This is a genomic window from Paenibacillus sp. 1_12 (assembly GCF_900114475.1).
Lineage (GTDB): Bacteria > Bacillota > Bacilli > Paenibacillales > NBRC-103111 > Paenibacillus_S.
In genome coordinates this window covers 499,627-519,630 of the sequence record NZ_FOTE01000002.1, presented here as the reverse complement: position 1 = coordinate 519,630, position 20,004 = coordinate 499,627, and the positions used below count along the sequence as shown (strand labels likewise).

Annotated in this window: 16 protein-coding genes; all 16 read left to right on the top strand. The window is 46.5% G+C overall.

What is annotated here, in order from left to right; genetic code table 11:
- The first annotated feature begins 201 nt into the window (after positions 1-201).
- The 16 genes from BM210_RS06350 (at position 202) to BM210_RS06275 (ending at position 19,984) form a co-directional block, all read left to right on the top strand.
- The gene (locus tag BM210_RS06350; protein WP_091165734.1) at positions 202-1,095 is read left to right on the top strand and encodes an AraC family transcriptional regulator; all 894 of its coding nucleotides are present in this window, start codon (positions 202-204) and stop codon (positions 1,093-1,095) included.
- 87 nt (positions 1,096-1,182) lie between these two features.
- A complete protein-coding gene (locus BM210_RS06345) occupies positions 1,183-3,006 on the top strand; it encodes a sensor histidine kinase (protein ID WP_143101002.1) in 1,824 nt (607 codons plus the stop codon).
- A complete protein-coding gene (locus BM210_RS06340; protein ID WP_091165730.1) occupies positions 3,003-4,535 on the top strand; it encodes a response regulator transcription factor in 1,533 nt (510 codons plus the stop codon). The genes BM210_RS06345 and BM210_RS06340 overlap by 4 nt, the downstream gene beginning before the upstream one ends.
- 241 nt (positions 4,536-4,776) lie before the next feature.
- Positions 4,777-6,123 carry an ABC transporter substrate-binding protein gene (locus BM210_RS06335; protein ID WP_091165729.1) on the top strand — a complete coding sequence of 449 codons (1,347 nt, stop codon included), beginning with the start codon at positions 4,777-4,779 and terminating at the stop codon, positions 6,121-6,123.
- A 96-nt stretch (positions 6,124-6,219) separates the two neighbouring features.
- Positions 6,220-7,086 carry a carbohydrate ABC transporter permease gene (locus BM210_RS06330; RefSeq protein WP_091165726.1) on the top strand — a complete coding sequence of 289 codons (867 nt, stop codon included), beginning with the start codon at positions 6,220-6,222 and terminating at the stop codon, positions 7,084-7,086.
- Complete coding sequence (locus BM210_RS06325) at positions 7,083-7,916, top strand: carbohydrate ABC transporter permease (RefSeq protein WP_091165723.1); 834 nt, start codon at positions 7,083-7,085, stop codon at positions 7,914-7,916. The genes BM210_RS06330 and BM210_RS06325 overlap by 4 nt, the downstream gene beginning before the upstream one ends.
- A 189-nt stretch (positions 7,917-8,105) precedes the next feature.
- Positions 8,106-8,732 carry an adenylyl-sulfate kinase gene (cysC, locus tag BM210_RS06320; protein WP_091165721.1) on the top strand — a complete coding sequence of 209 codons (627 nt, stop codon included), beginning with the start codon at positions 8,106-8,108 and terminating at the stop codon, positions 8,730-8,732.
- A complete protein-coding gene (locus BM210_RS06315) occupies positions 8,729-10,159 on the top strand; it encodes a sulfatase family protein (RefSeq protein ID WP_091165718.1) in 1,431 nt (476 codons plus the stop codon). Before cysC ends, BM210_RS06315 begins: the two co-directional genes overlap by 4 nt.
- Before the next feature lie 82 nt (positions 10,160-10,241).
- Positions 10,242-11,345: a Gfo/Idh/MocA family protein gene (locus tag BM210_RS06310; protein WP_177237661.1), complete on the top strand. Its 1,104-nt coding sequence runs from the start codon at positions 10,242-10,244 to the stop codon at positions 11,343-11,345.
- 519 nt (positions 11,346-11,864) lie between these two features.
- Positions 11,865-12,671 carry a sugar phosphate isomerase/epimerase family protein gene (locus BM210_RS06305; protein ID WP_091165712.1) on the top strand — a complete coding sequence of 269 codons (807 nt, stop codon included), beginning with the start codon at positions 11,865-11,867 and terminating at the stop codon, positions 12,669-12,671.
- Between the two features lie 57 nt (positions 12,672-12,728).
- Positions 12,729-14,126, top strand: a complete 1,398-nt coding sequence (locus tag BM210_RS06300; protein WP_091165710.1) for a sulfatase family protein — start codon at positions 12,729-12,731, stop codon at positions 14,124-14,126.
- A 71-nt stretch (positions 14,127-14,197) separates the two neighbouring features.
- On the top strand, positions 14,198-15,202 hold the full coding sequence (locus BM210_RS06295; RefSeq protein WP_091165707.1) for a Gfo/Idh/MocA family protein: 1,005 nt from the start codon (positions 14,198-14,200) through the stop codon (positions 15,200-15,202).
- 41 nt (positions 15,203-15,243) lie between these two features.
- Complete coding sequence (locus tag BM210_RS06290; protein WP_091165705.1) at positions 15,244-16,632, top strand: sulfatase family protein; 1,389 nt, start codon at positions 15,244-15,246, stop codon at positions 16,630-16,632.
- Positions 16,633-16,673: 41 nt separating this feature from the next.
- The gene (locus tag BM210_RS06285) at positions 16,674-17,615 is read left to right on the top strand and encodes a carbohydrate ABC transporter permease (protein WP_218184894.1); all 942 of its coding nucleotides are present in this window, start codon (positions 16,674-16,676) and stop codon (positions 17,613-17,615) included.
- Between the two features lie 12 nt (positions 17,616-17,627).
- Positions 17,628-18,449, top strand: a complete 822-nt coding sequence (locus BM210_RS06280; RefSeq protein WP_091165700.1) for a carbohydrate ABC transporter permease — start codon at positions 17,628-17,630, stop codon at positions 18,447-18,449.
- 53 nt (positions 18,450-18,502) lie between these two features.
- The gene (locus BM210_RS06275; protein ID WP_143101000.1) at positions 18,503-19,984 is read left to right on the top strand and encodes an ABC transporter substrate-binding protein; all 1,482 of its coding nucleotides are present in this window, start codon (positions 18,503-18,505) and stop codon (positions 19,982-19,984) included.
- Positions 19,985-20,004 lie beyond the last annotated feature (20 nt).

Here is a 20,004-nt window from a genome sequence, read left to right as displayed (position 1 = left end):
GGCTTATTTATTTGAGTACAGAAAATGTACAAATACGCTATAATAATGTCTATATTGACCATGATGGAAGTTTGTTCCTGCCGTATTATAAAGGTAAAAGCGAGCATAAAATGAATTGAACTTCCAGCCCTCTGCAACTGCTTATTGAAAGACCACCTTACTTTAGGAGTTATCCATTGTTTGACCTGGGAGGTTATTTGCATGGAGAACCAGCTGAACATCAGCCAGTATATTAAAGAACAGTCCTTTCCATTTTGGATCAAAAAGTTTTATCACGATCATGAGCATGTTCCGTCATTGCACGGCCACGATTTTGTCGAGTTGGTTTATGTGATTCGCGGCGAAGGCCAGCATGTGTTCGAAGGTCATTTTTATGAAATTCGAGCAGGTGACGTATTTATAATTAATCCGGGTGAGGTTCACACCTACAGCATCCAGCCGGGAAAGGAGCTTGAGATTATCAACTGCCTGTTTTTGTCGGATTTGATTCAAGGGAACTGGCTGCTTGATCTTGGAATCTCGCAGTCGATGGATTATTTTTATGTACATCCTTTTATGGACAAAAGAGAACGGTTTCATCGCTGTCTGAATATGTCAGGTCCGGATGGAGCTCGTGCGTTAAGTCTGGTGGAAACGATGATGAGTGAATTTGATAATAGGCAATCCGGTTCCGAAACCTTGATTCGTCTGCAAATGGTGGAACTGCTTATTATGCTATCGCGTTCATACCAGCAAGCACAAGGGGAATCCAGCAGAGAACCGGTACGCAACCATTCCAAGCACATGCTGATTCGCCGAATATACGGCTATTTGGAGCGGAATTATGATAAGAAAGTATCGATACCCGTTCTGTGCGAGCTGTTTACGATCAGCGCCAGACAATTAAACCGGATTTTTAAACAATCGATGGGAATGACCGTCGTGGATATGCTTCATCAAATTCGTATTGAGAGAGCCAAACATTTGTTGAAGGAAACGGATGAGAAGGTCATTACTGTCGCCGGCAGAGTCGGTTATGAGGATCCTGCTTTTTTTAGCAGGCTGTTTCATCGGCGTGTCGGCTGCTCTCCGGGGAAATATCGGGAATCTTCCTGACGGAAGCGATTGGCAGCGTATTTGATGTGATACCCTATATATCGATAAAGATGCTTCCCCTCTGGCTCTTGGAAAGGACGGTTCCCTGTGTGGCGATGGAATGACCGGATGCTCAAAACCAAGATGTTCATTTCCTTTTCTATTGTTGCTTTGGTCATAATCGCCATCACCTGCGGCATTTTTTATTACAAAAATACGAGCGATATTAAGAGCCAGACCTTTTCCTTGTCCAAAATCATAGCGAAGCAATTTTCCGAAATGCTTGATTTGTATATGCAAAATATTGAAGAACTCACGCTGTCGATTTCAATCGATCCTGCTATTCAGAGCAATCTGTTTGATTTCTATAAAGCAACCAACCCCATAGAAAAAGAAACCATAGGCTATAAGCTGAATCCGATCTTGTTTAATTTCTCCTATCCCAAATCCTACGTACAGAGCATCTCCATTTACACCTTGGACGGACATTTCTATCATTATACAAAGTATGTCAAACCGGAACCGGTCGTTTCCTTATCGAACGAACAATTGCATAATTATACGGAGGTGCTGGGCAGCAAACCGTTTATTTTGCTGCCTCCCACAGGAGAACAAGCGTTGGATGAGAAGCCGGAAACGGTGGTTTCTTTTATTCGTAAAATTACGAAAATTCCAACTCAATCGATCATGGGATTCGTGGATATCAAAATTAATCTTAACGAGTTCAAGATGGTGCTTACCAATACCGAGGAGAAAGAAAATGACAGCACGATGCACGTATTGATCGTCAATGATGATGGTGAGGTTGTTTTTGAAAATGGGAACCGTCTTATGGGCAATTCCCGTACACGCTTTGACTCAGCGATATTCAGACAGCCTCTTCCGGAAGGGGAATTGAGATGGAAGGACAAGGTCTATCTGTATACTTTCGAAAAATCGGGCTATACAGGGTGGTCTACGGTCATTCTCATCCCCAAGGACGAAATCGTCGTAAAGCAAAAGCGAATTCAGGATATCGTCATCGTCATCGGATTCATCAGCATGCTGTTGATCGCCACCGTCTCCTATATCCTGTCCCATCAAATTACCCTTCCTCTGAGTAACATGACACGCAAAATGTCCCGGGTCGAAATAGGCGATTTGAATCAAAGAATGGATTATGCAGGGGCCAATGAAATTGGAAAGCTAAGCCGAATGTATAACCATATGCTCGACAGCATATCCCGCTTGATCCGAGAAGTGTACGAATTAAAGCTGGCAGAGAAAAATGCCCAGCTATCGGCGCTGCACGCTCAAATCAATCCGCATTTTCTATACAACACCCTCAATATTATGAAGTCGATCAGCCGTTTGCGGGGGATCGAAGAAGTAGCTGAGATCTCAGAGTCACTAGCTGGCTTGTTTCAGTACAGTATGAAAAATCTTCATAGACCTGTGGCGCTCGAGGAAGAGATTGAGCACATTAACAATTATATTAAGATTCAGCAGCATCGATTTGGCAGTCGTCTGGAGCTGCGATGCGATATTTCGGGAGCCTTGCTGCAGGCTTCCATTCTTAAGCTGACGATTCAACCACTTATTGAAAACGCTGTCAATCACGGCCTTCGAAGAGTGAAGACAGGCGGACAAATTACGATACGGGCAGCGTGTCATGAGGCTGTTCTTACAATTACAGTGACCGATAACGGAGCGGGAATGGATGAAGCGCAAAGGACACAGCTGCACAACACTTTGGAAAGCTCGAGCTCACTTCAACAATTTCAGGATATCCACCATGGAATTGGATTGTTGAATATCCATCAACGGATTCAACTCTTTTACGGAAAGCCATATGGATTGCAGGTAAGCAGTAAGTCGGATGCTGGTACTACAGTAACGCTGATGATTCCGTTCAGTCTGGTCCAACCTGTGAAGGGGGAAATCGCGCAATGAATATTTTTTTGGTAGAGGACGAGTATTGGGCACTGGCTGAAATGGTAGAGCTGTTCAAAAGCTACGAGCCTGAACACCATATCTATGCTTTTGAAAATGGCGATGACGTTCTGACAGTCCTAGACCAAGTTCGGCCAAATTTGGTATTGACAGATATTAATATGCCAGGCATTGACGGATTGGAGCTGATTGAGAAGCTCAATCAGTTGGACCCGAACATCATGAGTATGATAGTCAGCGTGCATGACGAATTCGAATATGCCCGTGTAGGCATGAAGTTCGGGGTTATTGACTATCTCCTGAAGCCGGTAAAAAAGGATATCTTGTTCAAGGCCGTGGATCAAGCGATTCTGCATATCGAGAAGGAGAGCAAACGCAGAGAGGAATGGATAAACGGATCGATTACGCAGATGCTTCTTGCTGAGGAAATACCAGATTATGACATACTGCATTCGATGAATACATGTGCTTATTGCATGGTACTGATCGCGATGGATAAAGGTTCGAATTTCAAAGGATGGAAGGCGACATCTGTAAGCTGGAATGATCTAAGGCAGAAGTTTGCCAATAAATCCGCTATTGAAGTTGGCGTATATTGTGTTGATCTGGATTGCTGGCACAAGGTCGTTCTGATTCCGTTACCCAATGTCCTGCAAATGAGTGATATCAAAGAAAAATTATCCAGCTTATATGAACAATTACGTTCACTTCCATTCCCCATTCATATGGGTTTTGCTGTTAAATCGGAGCAGAACAGCCTTTACGGGGTATGTTCAGAGCTGAGACAGAGATTGGATAAGCAGATGACATTTGGCATGTCCACATGGCTCCCGCCCGAATCGAAAATGCAGGATGCCGAGCTTGGAAGCGTATGGGAAAAGGTTAGAGTCATGGAGCTCCATTATAAGAAGGGGGATATGTTGAAGGGGAGTGCGGCTTTAAAGCTTATTCTGGAAGATCTGCGCTTAAAGCAGGTGACCAGACGTCAGCTTCAATTGTTTATTCATGACCTGCTGTTTTCTCTGAAATATAATGTGCTCGCCTCCAAATTGGGGATGGTGAGTGTCCATGATCTGCAAGAAGACGTTCGACTGCTGAATCGGTTGGTAAGCTATACGGAGCTGTTCGAGTGGTTGAATGAAAGTATCGTCAGCATTTATTGCGAAAAGGAAATCAAGGATTTTAATCCAAAAGGTCTTGTACCTGTTCTACTTCAGCTCATTCATAACCATTTTCAGGGAAGTATTTCCCTACAGCAGTTTGCAGCCGATCATCATGTCAGTCTGGGTTATTTATCGCGTATATTTAAAAGCCAGACCGGCCATACATTCTCGGAATACATAACGAATTATCGGATAAGCAAAGCTAAGGAGCTGCTGACTGGCGGGGTTGAGCGGCTGCAAGAAATCAGTAGTCTGGTCGGTTACGAGGATCCCCGCCACTTTAGCGCGTTGTTCAAAAGAATAGTAGGTGAAACTCCAATTACATACGCTAAGCGACATGCTGGAAAGACAACCGGTTATAAATAATCAACATACATAAATGACTTCAAAAAAGAAAAATTGTCCCCCTAAAAGAGTACAAATCGTAGGTATGCTGTAAAAAGCATCGATCGTACAATTAAAAACAAGGCGTAGGAAGGTAGAGTTAGCTAACGAAGAAAGTTTTGCACCAAAGCTCAGTAGATGCTTACGAAGAAAGTTTTGTACCAAAACTCAGTAGATGCTTACGAAGCCAGTTTTCTTCAAAAACTTTTAGGAGGTCAAAAAAATGAGTCAACTCAGGTTTTTAACCGTCTGTTCTTACACAGCATTGATAACAACCATAATTGCAGGCTGTAGCAGCTCACAACCTCAAACACAGCCGGCTGGCGGTTCAGCTCCAGTTTCTGCACCGGCTCCAGCTAAACCTGCTGAACCGGTTACGCTTACCCTATTAATCGGATCGACCGGAACACCGTATCCGGCTACTCAAGCCGTAGCGGCGGAAGCGGAGAAGAAGCTGAACATCAAGATTAAATTTGACATTAAGCCGGACGGCACGGAAGGCGACAATCTGGTTAAGACGCGGTTGGCTACCGGTGATATGGCAGATATTCTTTACTATAATTCGGGCTCTTTATTAAAAGCGTTGAATCCGGAAGAAAACTTCGTGGATCTAACGAAGGAGCCGTTTATGGCCAACCTGCTCGACTCCTTTAAAGAAACCGTTTCCTCCAATGGCAAGGTTTTTGGCGTCCCAGGCGGATCTTCGAATGTCGGCGGTATTTTGTACAATAAAAAAGTGTATGGCGAGCTTGGACTCACCATACCGAAAACGTGGGCGGAATTTATTGCCAACAGTGACAAAATCAAGGCTGCTGGCAAAACGGCAGTCATCGGCTCTTACAAAACGACCTGGACCTCACAGCTCTTCGTGCTCGGCAATCAATATAATATTCAGGCTCAAGTACCTAATTTTGTGGCGGATTACACAGCTAATAAAATGAAATATGCAACCACTCCCGCAGCGCTCCGCGGCTTTGAAATGACAAGTGAAGTGTTCAATAAGGGATACATGAACAAGGATTTCCTTGCGACAACGTACGATAATGGACTGAAAATGCTTGCTGAGGGTACAGGTGTGCAATACCCGATGCTGACCAGTGCCATCGATGCCTTGGCACAAAATTATCCGGATAAGGTAAAGGATATAGGTGTATTCCCAACCCCAAGCGATAACGCCAGTATTAACGGTTTTACGGTCTGGATGCCAAGCTCCTATTACATCAATAAGAAGGGCAAAAATGTGGAAGCGGCTAAGAAGTTTTTGGACTTCATTATGTCATCGGAAGGACAAAAGGCTTATATGACCAAGAGCAAAGCTAATGGACCTTATGTTATCAAAGGAAGCAAAGTCCCTGACGATGCCTTTGATGGGATCAAAGAGATGCAGCCTTATTTTGACAATGGCAAAACCGCCCCGGCGCTTGAATTCGTATCTCCGGTTAAAGGACCTAATTTGGAGAGCATCCTGATTGAAGTCGGTACAGGCCAAAAGTCTCCTGCGGACGGTGCAGCCGATTATGACAAGGACGTCAAGAAGCAGGCCCAACAGCTGAACCTTCCAGGCTGGTAAGTGTAAGCCACTACTCCTGATATTTTATACTGTTTGATTAAATGGACCGGCCCTGCAAGAAATTTGCAGGGCCGATTGTGTAAGGGAGAGACTACAATGAAATTAGTGCAGAACCGGATGTATTCGTATTTGTTTTTACTGCCTGCAGGTATTATTTATTTTGTCTTTTATTTACTGCCAACGATCATGTCGTTCTTTTTCAGCTTGACGAGATGGACGCTAACAAAATGGCAATTTATCGGTTTTGATAATTATGTGATGTTCTTTGAGGAATCTTCTTTGAAAATAGGCTTTAAGAATACGCTGATCTTTGCCGTGGTAACCTGCGGGTTAAAAGTCGTTTTGGCTCTTCTGCTCGCTACCCTCCTGACCTCCAAAATCTGGTTCAAGGATTATTTTCGTTCGATGGTGTTTTTTCCGACGCTGCTCAGTACGATTGCGGTGGGGATTGCATTCAGTACGATGATGCATCCTACGCAAGGTGTTATCAATACAGGCCTTGCTGCAATAGGGATCAATGGCCCGGATTGGCTCGGAAATACGAAGCTTGCCTTATTATCGGTTGCCTTTGTGGATGTATGGAAAGGTGTCGGCATCGCCACAGTTATTTATATAGCGGGCATCATGTCGATTCCCCAGCATTATTATGAAGCTTTGAAAATGGATGGAGGCAATGCCATCAGAGGGTTTTGGCATATCACACTGCCTCTCAGCAGGCCAGCCATGAACTCTGTAATCATTTTGGCCTTCATCGGCGGTTTGCGTACCTTTGATTTGATTTGGGCAATGACCAAAGGCGGCCCCGGATTTTCCACGGATTTAATTGCTTCGATCATTTATAAGCAGTATCAGGCTGGATTTTATGGTCTTGCTACGGCAGGCAATGTAATTCTGTTCATCGCTATTATGCTAATGGCCTTTCCATTGTATATGTTCTTGAATAGAAGAGAGGTTGATTTATGAACAGGATGCTGCAAAAAACGGTGATCAGTATCGTGCTGCTGCTGCTTTCAACGGTAATCTTCTGGATTCCTTTTTATTTTGTTATTATCAATTCGTTTAAATCTCCGACAGCAGCTGCTGAGATGAACATGTCCTGGCCCCAAAGCTTTCATATTATTGATAATTATTTAGCTGTATTAACCGCTACTGATCATATGCTGATTCGTGCTTTCGGTAACAGTACACTGCTTACGCTGTTGTCAGTTACAGGTTTGGTCCTCGTCAGTTCCTTGGCAGGCTTTGTGCTGCAGCGAAGGGAGAAGGGGAAAGCCGCATCCACCTTTAACTTCCTGGTATTGGCGGGTTTGATGATTCCCCCCGCTGTAGTACCTACAATTTGGGTGCTTAATTCCATTGGGTTATTTAAAACCTTACCTGGACTTACCCTAGTCGAAATTGCGCTGCATTTCCCATTTTGCGCGATCTTGTATAAAGCCTTTACAGCAACGATCCCGCGTGACTTGGACGAAAGTGCGTTCATTGATGGATGTGGAGGCTTCAAGCTGTTTACGCATATTATTTTCCCATTACTCAAGCCTGTTTCTTCAACGATTATTATTATTCAAGCGGTAAATGTGTTCAATGATTTTGTGAATCCTTTGTATTTCTTGCCTGGCTCTGACAATGCAACGGTTCAGCTGACGCTTTACAATTTTATGAGCATGTACTTGAGTTCATGGAATTTGCTGTTTGCCGATGTCGTGCTGATCTCACTCCCGCCGCTCATTTTGTTTCTTTTTTTTAACAAAAGAATTGTTGCGGGTATGACTGCAGGCTCGGTAAAGGGATAATGACCGCATCGACCACTCGAATGGCTGAATGGACAATGATATGATGGCCGAACCCCTTTACAATAGAGTTAATAAGAGCTTCAGAAGTCAGATGAATCAGTCTCCGCTGCGTGGGCGGATCATGCGTCTAATCTGGTCCGCCCACTCCGCAAATGATTCATTGGACTTTGAGACAAAGGGGGAGAATACATGGACAGCTCCTGCGGTCCTGTACTTTGGTTCACGGGCCTTTCAGGCTCCGGTAAGACGACAACCGCACAGCAAGTTTATGAGCGATTAACGGCAGCGGGGAGACAGGTTGAATTGTTTGACGGCGACGTTATTCGTTCGAAGATTTGCAAAGGTCTTGGATTCAGCAGAGAGGACCGTATGGAAAATATACGCCGTATCGCCTACGTTGCTGATCTGCTCGCCCGCCATGGAATTACAGTGCTCGTCTCCGCCATTACACCGTATCGTGAAATGAGAGAGTATCTTCGAGCCCACGTTACTGGATACGTAGAAATTTACGTAAATTGTTCGCTGGAGGTGTGTGAGCAAAGAGATGTCAAAGGGCTTTACGCCAAAGCAAGACGACAGGAAATTACGATGTTTACAGGGATTTCCGATAGCTACGAGGAGCCCGAACGAGCAGATCTTATGATTGATACGCAGAGGGATTCGGTAGCTTCCAATGTAATTCAAATCATTGAATGGCTCGATGATAACCTATGGGGAACAGGGTTGGTGCACAACAGTGTAGCTGCAGCCCAAGAGATAAGTGAACTCGCAGGTTTGGGGGCCGCCCCTAACAACCTGAAGGGAGACTGCGAATGAAAGTCATCATGATCTCGCTGGATACGCTGCGTGCAGATAGGCTTGGCTGTTACGGGTATGGAAAGCAGACAAGTCCGCATATGGACCAAATTGCTTCGGAAGGCGTGCTAATGGAACGTGCGTATGCAGCTGATATCCCGACTGAGGTCGCACATTCCGCCATTTTTACCGGAAAAATTGGTTTGACGACTGGAATCATTTCCCACGGCTCTGATCTGGCATACCTGTCCAAGAATGTAGAGTGGCTGCCTTCGATGCTGAAATCGTCGGGTTTTGTAACGGGCGCTGTTGATAATTTATACAACATGAAGGAATGGTTTGCACGCGGCTATCGGCACTATATCAACAGCTCAGGCAAGAAGCGATGGATCGACGGACGAACGATTAACGATTTGGCACTGCCTTGGATTCAGGAGCATAAGGAAGAGAATTTTTTCTTATTCCTGCATTACTGGGACGCACATACACCTTACTTGCCGCCGGATGATTATGTTGAAGCTTTTTATGGAAAGGAACAAGATCCATTTCAGAAGGACAATACAAGTATGAATCCGGTGTATGCACACGCTGCTTACCCATTTTTCAAGCATCACCATTACAACAAGCTTGGTCCTGTAACGGATGCAGAATATGTAAACGCTCTCTATGATGCGGAAATTCGTTATTTGGATGATTTGCTCAAAGAGCTGGACGAACATTTACTGAATCTGGGCATCCGTGAGGAAACGCTGCTGATCCTTTTTGGTGACCATGGAGAGAGTCTCACAGAGCATGATATTTATTGGGATCACTGCGGGCTATATGAGCAAACGGTGCATGTTCCGCTGATTATCAGATGGCCGGGACATATTCCAGAAGGGAAACGGGTGAAGGGCTTCGTTCAACATGCCGATTTACTTCCTACGATATTGGAGGCAGTTGAGCGTAAAGCTCCAGCAGGTATTGATCTATCCGCGCTTCGACCGCCATGCGGGTTGGATGGACACAGCTTGTGGTCGTCCATTAACAGTGAGGCTGAGGGTACGATGAGCGAGGTGTATTTGAGCGAATGTGCCTGGCAAGCAGCGAGAGCTGTTCGTACCGAGCGATATAAATTCATCCTGTATTACGATCCGGGTCCCTTTCAGCGTCCGGCAAGAGAGCTTTATGATCTCATATCCGATCCAGAGGAACGATGTAATCTGGTTGAAAAGTATCCTGAAGTGGCTGCGGCCATGGAACACCAGCTTGATGATTTTGTGGCCCTGAAGCTGCAAGGGAAGCCGGATCCAATGATGCGGCAAATCCACGAGGCCCAGCTGCCATTTCGACGGCGGATCGAGTCCATACTGAGTTCGGTTGGATTAACGTGGGAGTCATGGATGGAGAAGCCACAGCGCGAACGTTATGACGAATTGGAGAAAGTACATGTCCTGAATGGGAAGTAATCGAAATTCAAAATGAAAGGTGGTGCAGTCCCTGCTTGCCTTCGCTAGATGCAACTTGGAAGCAAGTGATGGGATGCAGATCATGGCTTTGAAAATAGGAATCGTAGGTATGAACGGAATTGGCATGCGCCATGCCGAATGTTACTCAAGCGACCCGCTAGCAAATGTAATCGCCGTCTGTGATGTGGTTAAGGAACGAGCAGACAAAGCAGCAGAGAAATATGGCGTCACTGCCTATTATAGTCTGCAGGATATGCTGCAGCAGGAGCCTGATCTGCAAATTATCGATATCACGACGGGCGGTATCGATAATGGAAGCTGGCATTTTGAGCCCGCTATGCAGGCAATTGCCGCAGGCAAGCATGTATTGATTGAAAAGCCATTAGCAAACGATATCCGTGAAGGCAGAGAGCTGGTTCGGTTCGCTGCCGAGAAAAATGTGTATTTGGGAAGCAATCTAAACCACTATTTTACGGCACCGGCGGAGAAAGCACGGCAATATATCGATTCAGGAGATATCGGTGAAACGGTGTACTGCTTGCACAAAATGGGCTTCAATGGCGGAGAAGCTATGTACAATCCACCGAAATCTCCGAAGGACAAAGGCCAGCCTTATTTTCACATGAAAGCATTTCTCACCCATCCGTTCAGCGTTATGCGATATTTTTGCGGTGATATTACACACATCCAGACGTTTTCCAATCAGGCCGGTTTTCGCAAAAGCGCCAGCGATATTATGGTCTCGATTAACAGCATCCACGTCAAATTTGCGAGCGGAGCTGCCGGTTATTTACTGAGTCAACGTGGGGATGCCACTTATGGATTAGGCGGCTGGTGGAGCATGGAGGTTGGCGGAACGAAAGGAACCTTTTGTATTGAAAATTGCGTGGAAAAGGTGTCCTACTGGAGAGCGCAGCCAGGGGTTCCCGTTATTGGCGCGCACCCTCAGCCGGAGGTTACGGAATCTGGCGTGACGGAATTTAATACGACCTTTAATAACAGGCTGCATGCCTTTCTTGAGGATATTAGCAATGGCGTGCCGAGAGAGCACATTCGGGCTTCCGGCAGGGATGCGTTGGCTGTACTGGAGTACACTTTTGCCGTGATTGAATCGTATGAGCAGGGCGGTGCTGTGGTTAGGCCTCACCCGCTGCCGGCGTTTCATGGTGATCCTATGGTGATGTAATTTAAAAATACGGTGAATCAGTTCCGCTGCGCGACCATAGTGTTCTTACGATTGCTGTTGTTCCCGAATTTTTTCATTGTATAAGAGATTTAGTGGTGAAAATTTGGGAACAAAGGCACCGCTCCGCTATCTTCAGAACACCACGGTCGCTCCGCTCTTTTATTCACCGCATTTCCAGAATATAGGGAGTAGAGTGCTGTGGAAGCATTGCGGTGCCGCTTCCAAAAGAGCAAGAGCAAGAGCAAGAGCAAGAGCAAGAGCAAGAGCAAGAGCAAGAGCAGACCACAGAACTTAGATCATAGAACTTTGAGTTGTGGTGAATAACTAGCGGAGCGGCCAAATGATCCTGGAGAAGCGTCAGCGTTCGCCTTTGTTTCCGTACTTTTACCGCTAACTATCTTATAAATTCAGAAAATATGGGAACAACAGCGATCGGAAGGATATTTGGTCGTGCAGCGGGACTTATTCACCGAACTTCTAAAAGGACTTAATAACCATAAAAGGGAGAGTGTATGGAAGATGATAAAGCTTGGTGTCAATTCGGTGCTGTTTAAGGAATTTGATTTTGCGACGGCTGTGCGTCACATTGCGCTTAGCGGTTACGATGGGGTGGAGATTTCAGCCATTGAAGGTATGTGCGAGCATTTGGAGCTTACCCGCTGGAAGGAGCAGGCAGCTGAGCTGAGATCGATTGTTCAAGAGAACGGTTTAAACTTTCTATCGATGGAGTTTGGCAGCGTCAAGGATGAGCAGAGGCTGCTGAGCGCTTTCGAAGCGGCAGCGGAAATCGGGATTCCGATCATCAATATCGGCCCGGGCGGTAAATCTGGGGTAGAAGAGGATGTGCAGCGCTCGATCGATATGCTACAGCGAATGTCGGAAAAGGCGGCATCCTTCGGTGTGACTTTATGTGTGAAGGCGCATATTGGCAATGCTGTACACGACACGCCTACAACGCTTAGAGCAATGTCCGAGGTTACGTCTGCCGCATTTGGTATCGATATGGACCCCAGCCACATCTTCCGTGCTAACGAAAATCCGGAGGAAGCGCTGCCAGCTGTTATAAGCAAAGTCAAGCATGTTCATATCCGTGATTGCAAAGGCCGCGAGCAAGGTCCAGGACCTATTGAGCTGCAAGCTTGCGGACGCGGAGACATTAACCTGTTTGCTTACTGCAAAGCAATGGTTGATAACAGCTATAACGGACCTGTTGTACTCGAAGTTATAGGAGCAAAGCCGGAGCATACACTTGCCCAAGTTTCAATAGTTGCTGCAGAAACCTACGGTTATTTGAACGCATGCCTCAAACAGCTTGGCGCGCGGTAGTAGCCGCTCAAACATCATTTCTATGATACCCATCATATGTATAGGAGAGTGAACGGAATGTCCGATTCCACAAAAAAACCTAATCTGATTCTGTTCGGAATTGACAGTCTGCGTCGTGACCGAATGAGCTCTTATGGCTATAGCAAGCTGACGACCCCGCATCTGGATAAACTGGCTGGCGAGGGGGTACTTTTTGAACAGCATTTTAGCCCGAGCATCCCCACCACACCGGCTTATGCTAGTATGCTGACAGGCAAGGACTGCTTCGGTACCGATGTTGTCGCGCTACGGCATAAAGGTGCAGTAGGTGCCAAAACGCTGCCAGAGGTGCTTGGCGAACTTGGCTATAATACGACATGTGTAGGATTTACGGGTAACCCATCGTCGCGTGGTTTTGATACTTATTTGGACTATGAAGCGTGGCTGCCAAGCGAAACAGGTAGGTGTCCAAAGGCAGAAAACTTGAACGAAGTGGCCATTCCTGAGCTGAACCGCTTGGCTGAGGATGACAAACCCTTTTTCCTGTTTCTTCGCCATATGGACCCTCATTCTCCTTATTTGCCGCCGAAGCCCTATGAGCGTATTTTCTATGGTGGCGATGAGATGGACCCGTCCAATCCGTCGATGGAGCCGGTCTATAACTTCAAGCCATTCGCTGATTTTCTCAAATCGTGGATACCGGAGGGTGTGACCGACGAGGCGTATGTCAACGCCCAATACGATGGGGCTGTTGCCTATATGGATGCATGCATTCAAAACCTGCTCCAAACGGTCGACTCTTTGGGCCTTACCGAGGATACCTTAATCGTGGTTACATCCGATCATGGAGAAACCCTATATGAGCACGATTGCTTCTTTGATCATCATGGCTTGTATGACTGCACACTGGTTGTACCTCTGATCATCAAGTTTCCAGGTAAAGTACCCGCTGGTAAAAGAGTAACCGATGTTACGGTTATCAGTGATATCATGCCGACGATTCTGGAATTAATGGGTATTGATGAGCAGCTGGAGCCGGACGGTCAAAGCCTGATCCCCTTCATTAACGACGATCCAGGCCGCAGGGTAAGTGAATTGTATATCACGGAGTGCACCTGGATGCGCAAGCATGGATGGCGTACACCGCATTGGAAGCTGATCCGTGCGTTGGAACCGGATTTCCACTTTAAGCCGGAGGTCGAGCTGTACAATCTGATTGAGGACCCGCAAGAAAATAATAATGTAGCTGAGCAGGAAGCGGAAATCGTGGGGTTGCTCACGGCAAGAATGGAAGCTTATATCAGCAAACGCGAGGAGCAGACCGGGAGAATAAATCCGATGTTTACCAATCTCGGCTGGCATGGCAAGGGTGACGCTGCTTTTACATCCTCACAGCAGGCTTATGATACTTTATATATCGGTGATTCCCGTAATGCGCGGGCTCTACAGGCCAAGGAGCTCAATAAGAGCAAATAACGAATGAACAGCTGCCGCGCCGCACGATTGCGGTGCGGCTCATTCAGTTTTTTCAGGGAGGGGTAACACATATGATTCGTGTAGCTGTTGTTGGCGTCAATAACATTGGGAATATACACTGCCGCTACTACGCACAGCATCCGGATACGGAGCTTGTAGCTGTCTGTGATTTAATGGAGGATCGGGCAAAGGCGGCTTCGTCAGCCTTTGGGGTCAAAGCCTATACTGATCTCAGAAGCTTGCTGGAGCATGAGGAGATCGATATGGTTTGCGTTGCCACAGGCGGGGAGGAAAAGGGCAGCCATCATTATGAGCCGGTGATGCTTGCCATCGAGGCTGGGAAGGATGTGCTGGTAGAGAAGCCGATCTCTAACCGGATTGAAGAAGCAAGGGCCATGGTAAAGGCAGCAGCTGCCAAGGGCGTGCGTTTTGGCTGCAATTTGAACCATCGCTTTACACCAGCCGCAGAGAAAGGCAAAGCATGGATGGAGCAAAACCAGCTGGGCACTCCATTATTTATCAACATGCGACTGTCCATAGACAACCCGGCGGATTTTACGGAATGGTTTCATATGAGAGCGCTACATCCACATTCGATAGATGTCATGCGTTATTTTTTCGGTGATGTCAAACGGGTGCAGGCATTTATGAATAAGGCTCCGGGTCGTACCACCTGGTCTAATGCAAGCATCAATCTGGAATTTGCCAATGGAGCCATTGGCCATCTAACAGGCAGCTACGACATGTCCATGCTGCACCCGATCGAATGGTGCGAGGTTGCCGGAACCGAAGGCAGATTCGTCATCGAAAATGTATATGAAAGCATTACCCTGTTTCCACGTAAAAGCAGTGAGACCATCGTGCTGCGTAATTCGATTATGAGAGGGATGCAGGGCTTCAACGATACGTTCCGCAACCGAATCGAACGATTCATCGAGCAAATTAAACAGAAGGCTGCCCCTGAAGATATCGAAGGCTCAGGCTTGGAGGCACTGGCAGCTCAGGAGGTTATCGAAGCAGCTATCTTATCCCAACAGTCCGGTGGACATGCGGTTGAAGTGCCGAATAGCAAGTAGAGAGGAACGCTGGGAAATGAAGGAGAAGGAGCGGAGATACGATGAAATCCCCGAACATATTGTTTATTATGCTCGATCAGCTGCGTTACGATTGCGTCGGCTATAGCGGAGCCTATCCGGTTCATACTCCCCATATTGACCGGTTGGCCTCGGAAGGTGTTTGGTTCTCGAACGCGTTTACCCCCATACCGATTTGCTGTCCCTCCAGACAGGCCTTAATAAACGGTCGAAGGCCGGAAACCTTTGGGGCGCTTTGGAATTTTAAAAATGGACTGCGCATCTCGGCACTGGAGCCGGAGGAATATGCTTGGCCGAGGGAGCTTCATAAACTCGACTATACGAATGTATTTCTCGGTAAATGGGATGTGCATCCAGAGCTGTCGCCCCTTGCTTACGGCTATGACAGCTATACAGGATTTGATGGATATAAGGAAATGTTGGCCCAAGCTTACCCTAATGTCAGATATGAAGCCGGTTATTTTGGTGAACGGGATCCCGTTCCTGTGGAGCATTCCAAGACCCACTGGCTTGCAGATCAGGCGTGCGCAACGATTCGAGAGCTGGAAGGAGGGGATCAGCCTTGGTATATCCAGCTTAATTTTACCGAGCCGCACCTGCCGTGTAGGCCCTCAGGCCGTTTTGCAGACATGTACCATCCTGAGGATATTCCAATCTGGGGCAGCTTTAACGAAACCTTTGCCAACAAACCGTATATTCAAAAGCAGCAGCTGCACAGCTGGCAGATTCAGGACTTTACCTGGGAGGAATGGGCCCCTATCGTGGCCCGCTATTATGGTGTAATCAGTCAAGCAGATGATGCGATAGGAAAGGTGCTTCAAGAACTTGAGCAATCGAACGCAGCGGACCGAACCATCGTCATCTTTACCTCAGATCATGGCGATATGTGCGGCTCTCATCGAATGATCGACAAGCATTATGTTTTATATGACGATGTGGTCAAGATTCCTCTGATTATCAAATATCCCGGGATGACGGGTCAAGGTCGTGTATGTGAGCAGTTTGTTTATAATATGCTGGATTTGCCACCTACCTTGTTGGAGGATCTGCAATTGCCTATCCCAACATTTTTCCATGGCAGCTCACTGATGCCACTATTGAATCAGGAGCCTGTACCCGATTGGAGGAAAGAGGTAGTCTCCACCTATAACGGTCAGCAATTTGGATTGTATACGCAAAGAATGCTTCGCACCGATAGCTGGAAATATATTTGGAATACGACGGATATCGATGAATTATATGATTTGGAGCAGGATCCTCATGAATTGAACAATCTCATCCATGATCCGGGTTGTTCGGAGCTTATCAAGACCTATAGGCGCACACTTTACGAACGACTGTCTGCGGAAGGCGACGGTTTGGTGCAGAGTGAGTGGATGCGTAACCAACTGCTGCACAATAACAAGCTTTAGTCATGTCTTTAAATACACTACCTGAGAAAGGAGAAGGCACAATGACAGAGTCCCATTCCGGTGCAGCTATGAACCGAACCACGACGGATTTGGCATTGAAACGGAGGAGGAAGCTGAAAAAAAATATCATCGCCTACTCCTTTCTGGTACCCATTTTTCTCTCTATGGGTTTGTTCAAGTATTACCCGTTTTTTACAGCTATCTTCAAGTCGCTCTATCAGTGGAACGGGGCGAATATCAACACTTTTGTAGGTTTGGATAACTTCGTCAAGCTTGCTAGTGATCCGACCTTTTATGTCTCTCTTAAAAATGTCACGCTGCTAACGGTCTGCTTTGTCATCATTCAGTTGACCTTACCGTTGTATGCGGCTGTAGGCGTGTTTCATTCCAATAAAAAGCTTCAGCATGCTTATCGTGTCTTGTTCCTCGTCCCCATGGTTGTTCCTTATATTATCATTTTTTTATTGTGGCGATGGATTTACTTGAGCAACGGTGTTCTGAATACAATGCTTAGACAGCTCGGTCTGGAATCATGGACCCACGCTTGGTTGGGGGAAAGCACGACAGCGCTGGTATCGATTGTATTCGTCAATTTCCCATGGATTGGCGGTATTTATTTCCTGATTTATTTAGCAGGACTCCTCACCATTTCCCCGGAGCTGTTTGAGGTCGGAAAGCTGGACGGTATGAACGGCTGGCAGCGCTTTTGGTATATCGAGCTGCCATTAATCAAGAATCAGATCAGGCTCGTAGTCATTCTTGCATTCATTCATCAATATCAAAGCTTTGAAAATGTGTTGGTTCTGACAAACGGAGGTCCTGGGTTTACGACGTTAACCCCTGCTCTTTATTTATATAAGAAAGGCTTTGAGTATAACGAGCTGGGATACGCTTCTGCTATTGGCGTGCTGATGTTCCTTATTCTCATCGTATTTACTTTTGTCGCTAACAAAGTAATGAAACAAACGGAAAAGCTGGATTAAAGGGAGGAGAACATGCGTAAATTTTCATTTGGAGCCGCTGCCAACCAACTGACTTTATGGTTACTGGTCGCATTAACACTGTTTCCCTTTTATATGCTGCTGATGAGCTCCGTAAAGTTTCAGGATCAGATCATTCACAGCTTCTGGACTCCTGCATTCCCGCTGCACATCGATAATTATATAGGTGCCTTCAAACAAACGTGGCCGTTCATCGTGAATTCGATTCTGATTACGACAGGCATTATCGTCTGTGTACTTATCAATTCGACACTTGCGGGTTATGCATTCGCCAGATTCAGCTTCCCAGGCAAAGGAATATTGTATTCGCTTATCCTCATGTTGTTGATGGTACCCGGATTTCTGCTGCTGATACCCCAATTCATATTGTTCAAAAACCTGGGTCTGCTTAATACGCACTGGGCACAAATTTTTGGGCCGATGGCTGGGGCTTCCGCGCTGGCGACCATGCTGATGAGAACCTTTTTCGAGGGGATTTCCAGAAGCTTATTGGAAGCGGCCGAGCTGGAGGGGGCGGGTGATCTGAGAATTTTTTGGCAAATGGTAGTGCCGCTGTCCCAGCCCGTCATTGCGACGGTGGCTATCATGAACGCGCTGACCGGCTGGAACAACTATATTTGGCCACTGGTCGTGACCTCGGGGGATCGCGCTCGCCCGATCATTTTGGCGCTCAGCAACATCAAAGGACCGTTGGATCAGGTACAGGGAATGCAGTTTGCCGGATATGTCATCGCTTCAGTGCCGCTGCTCGTCTTGTTTGTATTCGCCACCCGCTCCTTTATAAGCGGAATCACCTCTGGAGCGATGAAAGGGTAGCTTTTACGGCTGTATAAAGAAATATGATGAAGACAATGGAAGGGTGTTGAACCATGATCACAGCAATACGAAGGAAACAAGCTTCATGCAAGCTTTTGACGTTAGGAATGGCATTTACGGTAGCAGCTGGATGCTCCGGCACATCATCAGGTGAAACAGGCTCGGGTAATTCAACAGGGGCTTCCGCAGGCACAGGCGCCAAGACAGAGCTTAATGTCATGTTTACGACAGAGGTGAGTGGAGATCAGACCGAACAGCAAGTTTGGGAGGAAACCGTGAACATGTATGCGCAGAAAAACCCGAACGTGAAGATCAATCTGCAGCTGCAAAATTTCGGAGGTGTGGAGCAGCATCGGGCGTGGGTGACGACGCAGTTGATCGGAGGCACCGCCCCGGATCTTTTTACAACACGGTATATATGGGACCAGGAGGATTTGAAGAAAGGTCTTCTCATGGATCTGACTCCTTTTTACAGTAAGAAAAATGCTAATCTAGGCGGCAAATCATGGGATGAGGTATTCCCTAAATCAGTGCTGCAGCGCTTGTTAGGTGACAATAAAACGTACGCAAGTGTTCCTGCCAGCATTGATTCTGTGCGTATTTTATACAATAAGGATCTGTTTGCCAAAGCAGGTATCCAGAAAGTGCCTACAACGTGGAATGAGTTTCTGGATATTCAAGAAAAGCTAAAAAAATCAGGGGTAACACCATTCGGTTTTCCGAACACGAAACCAGGGGATTATAACTACAGCTGGACGACCCGAATTCTGACTGAGGAGCTAATTGCCGGACAATATGACAAGATGGATGTGAGTCATAACGGCTTTATCGAGATTAATGAGTATACCCGTGCAGTGGATCAAGGGATTGTCGATATAACCCAATCTCCATACAAGGATGTTTTCCCGATTATCAAAAACTGGAGTCAGTATTGGCCGAAGGGCTATAATGGTATCGATTTTAATACGTCCACTGACATGTTTCTGCGCGGGGAAGTTGCGATGATTATGAGAACCTCCGGGCAGAGCAAGGTGCTGTATGAATCCAGTGCACGCAAGTTTGAGATGGCCGCTTTCCCGCTGCCGTATTTGACCAAAGAAAACCATCCTGATGCAGTAGGCAAGCTGATGGAGATTGGCGGTGTACCCGCTGGCAATATGGCTATTCCCAAATCGATTAAGCCAGAAAAGCTTGACGCAGCCATTGATTTTATGGCTTTTGTAACCTCTTCCCAGATTCAGGGTCTACATGCTCAAAAGCTTTACCGGACCCCGGCTACCTCGACCGCAGATCTGCCGGATAATCTAAAAGGCTTCGCCTTCGTAGGCGATCCGATGAAGCTGAACATTTATGGCGGCGAGGTCGACAAAAATGTTACAGAGAATAATCAAAAGCTGGGCCAGCTGTATTTGGAAGGCTCACTTCCCTTGGAGAAGTATTTGAATGATTTGAAAAAGGTTATGCTGGATGGTGTGAAGCAAAAGAAAGAGGAGAATAAATGGAACGCCGATAATAACTATGGTATTCAGCCATAAATAACGATAGCGCTGAGATT